The sequence below is a fragment of the Methylacidiphilum sp. Yel genome (assembly GCF_004421185.1).
Taxonomy (GTDB): domain Bacteria; phylum Verrucomicrobiota; class Verrucomicrobiia; order Methylacidiphilales; family Methylacidiphilaceae; genus Methylacidiphilum.
Genome location: NZ_LXQB01000019.1, coordinates 1 through 2971, shown reverse-complemented (window position 1 = coordinate 2971; position 2971 = coordinate 1). Strand labels below are relative to the sequence as shown.

General features: G+C 46.3%; 2 protein-coding genes. Both read left to right on the top strand.

Annotated elements, in window-relative coordinates; genetic code table 11:
* The first annotated feature begins 202 nt into the window (after positions 1-202).
* Positions 203-940, top strand: a complete 738-nt coding sequence (gene amoA / locus A7Q09_RS03585; protein WP_134389937.1) for a bacterial ammonia monooxygenase, subunit AmoA — start codon at positions 203-205, stop codon at positions 938-940.
* Positions 941-1002: 62 nt separating this feature from the next.
* A complete protein-coding gene (amoB, locus tag A7Q09_RS03580; RefSeq protein WP_134389936.1) occupies positions 1003-2292 on the top strand; it encodes a bacterial ammonia monooxygenase, subunit AmoB in 1290 nt (429 codons plus the stop codon).
* The last annotated feature ends 679 nt before the right edge of the window (positions 2293-2971 follow it).

Genomic DNA, 2971 nt, shown 5'->3' with positions numbered 1-2971 from the left:
GGCTCCAGATTTGCCCAAGAGTGGTAGAACTGATCAAACAGGTCTACTATGGCAAGCCGGCTACGCCACCTGCGGTTGTGTTGAACGACCCTGAAAAAGCTACGGATCCGGCTTTATGTGAAGTTTGATACTAAGAAATAAAGGATTCGATGGAATGGCGGGTTGATTCAACTCGCCATTCCAAAAGAAAAGGAGGAAAAATATGCAACAAGTAGCTGCAGAAGCCGAAGCAAGGGCACTCGAAAGAAAGTTCGACATAGTCGTTCTTGTATCGATGTTTCTTGCTATCCTTTCTGGCTTTCACATCCATCAGATGCTGACAGCCGGGGACTGGTCCTTCTGGATCGACTGGAAAGATAGAATGTGGTGGCCAGTAGTTGCACCTATCATGGACATAACTTTCCCAGCAGCTTGTCAGGCTATACTGTGGACAAAGTTTAAAGCGCCTATAGGAGCAACTTTTAGCTGTGCTGGATTGTTTTTTGGTCAGTGGATGAACAGGTATTGGAATTTCTGGGGTTGGGCACACTACCCTCTGAATTTCGTTTTCCCTGAAACGCTTCTTCCTCAAGCGATTGTCCTCGATGGCGTTTTAATGATCACCAATAACTTTGTGGTGACTGCGCTAATCGGAGGAGAGCTGTGGGGATGGCTCTTCTATCCTTCGAATTGGCCCATGATTGCTCCATACCATGTTCCTGTGGAATACTATGGACAGCTCATGAGTGTTGCTGACCTGATTCAATATGAATACATCCGAACCTCCACTCCTGAGTACATCCGTATGGTCGAAACAGGAACAATGAGAAGCTTTGCTGGAGGCGTGCTTGGAGTCTCGGCATTTTTCTCAGGGTTCTGTTCGGTCATTATGTACTTTATATGGTGGTACTTCGGATATTTCTTCGGGTGGACGAAATTTATAAAACATTCGAAGGTATAAAGTATATAAGGAAGAGGGGAGGATGGATAATCTTCCCCTCAAACACAAAAGGAGAAAACGAAGTGAAAATATTCAACTGCGAAACTGGGATGAAAAAATTAGTCAGTATAGGAGGAGCGCTTTTGCTCTCTGGGCTAATGCTGGCTCCTATGTCATCTCTTTTTGCTGTGCAGGGAATGGGAGCAAAATCTCAAGAGGCATTCTTGAGAATGCGTACCGTTACCTTTTTCGATACCCGATTTTCCTTTACTCCAAACAATAGGGTGAAAGTCGGAGACGAATTTACCTGCACGGGTAAAGTAATGCTCATGCCAACATGGCCCCAAGAAATTCCTTTTTCAGGAATATCCTTCTTTAACTTCTTCGTTCCTGGACCACAGGTGTTGCGGAAGGCTATTTTTGTTAATGAAAAATACTTCCAATTTAATTCTGTGGTGTTGGAAAAAGGAGGAGTTTACGAATATAAAATGATTAATCAAGCCAGAATACCCGGAATATGGCCTGTTGGTCCTATGGTTAGTATGGAAGAAGCTGGACCGTTCATCGGACCGGAAGAGTTCTTGACGATTGAAGGTTCTACTGGTGGATTTACCAATCCAGTAAAGACCTTGTTAGGGAATACAATCGATCTAGAAAATTATGGTGAAGGTCGAATGATAGCTTGGACGCTGCTAACCACTGCCATTGCGGTAGTCTGGCTTGTGTATTGGTGCTCTAAGCCATTCACAAGAAGACTTGGATTAGTGGCAGCTGGAAGAAAGGAGGATCTATTCAGCCCCATGGATAGACAGGTTTGTTTCCTGTTTACCATCGGAACGATCGTATTGGTTGCAGCTGCAGCGATGATAACAAGAGCTCAGTATCCAATAACGATACCGATTCAGGAAACAAAATACTATATCAAACCATTGCCTCCAGAACCAGCTCTAATTCAAGCTGAAGTCACTGATGCGACTTACGATGTTCCAGGCCGAACCCTGTCATTCCATTTGCAGGTTAAAAATATCGGTGATAAGCCTGTCGTTTTAAAAGAGTTTTTAACTGCTAACGTCAGGTTTTTAAATCCCGATGTCCCTGGAAATACTTGGAATGAAAACTATCCTGAAGTAAATGGTGGTCCTATGAAGGTAACCCCATCGGAGCCAATCAATCCGGGAGAAACAAAGACATTAGAAGTCTCCATGCAGAGTGCAGAATGGGAAAATCAAAGACTCACAATGTATCATGAGTCAACGAACCGATTTGGAGGACTCCTGTTCTTTACGGATACTTCTGGAACACGCCAAGTCTTTGCTATTGCCGATCAAATCGTCATTCCGAAATTCGGCGCTACCATTGGCGGTGGTATGTAAGAAAATGCATAAGCAAAGAGTATTTAAATAGAAATAAGCCCTCTTCTAAAATTTTAGAAGAGGGCTTATTGTTAATGATAATCTTTATCCGTTTTTCAGGATTATAGCCTTAATGCCTGCCACATTAGCGGAACAACCTGTTTTCCCTTGTGCGTCTGCCTTCCAATTATCTCTGGCCAACCATACCGAAGTTAATCGAACACCTATTGGGCGCTTTGAGAGAGCAGAGCAAAATGGTCAGTTTTAGTGGTCTGAACCTCCCCATGGCTAAAGCCAGGGGGTTCTGGGGATGAGACACGCTGAATCCTCGCGCCCCTTCCACTTGCTTGAGAAGCCAAGCGGTACGACGTGTGCGTTCTCATCGTCGGCTGGCGTTCCCTTTCGGCAGGCGCACCGCTCTGACACCCCGGAGGACGTGGGAGACGGCGACGGCCGGCTCCGCTTGCAGGTTGACCGAAGCTCGACGGCCGCCCGCCGCAGAAGCGGTTCCGCACCCGGCCACAGGCCATCTTGGTATGGTGTGCATCGAGCCTGTCTTCGGAGACGAAGCGAGCAAGGAAGGCGTAAAAGAGGTCCATTTGGAGGGGCAGCAGCCCGCAGTCACAGCGGTGGACCTGCACAGACAGCAGCTTCTTTTCGATACGTCCGCAGAGGCATACCTGCGAGAGTATGGTAGAAC

Bases quoted from the DNA above. Each gene is read 5' to 3' on its own strand.
- amoA (WP_134389937.1), top strand. From the start codon at position 203: ATGCAACAAGTAGCTGCAGAAGCCGAAGCAAGGGCACTCGAAAGAAAG.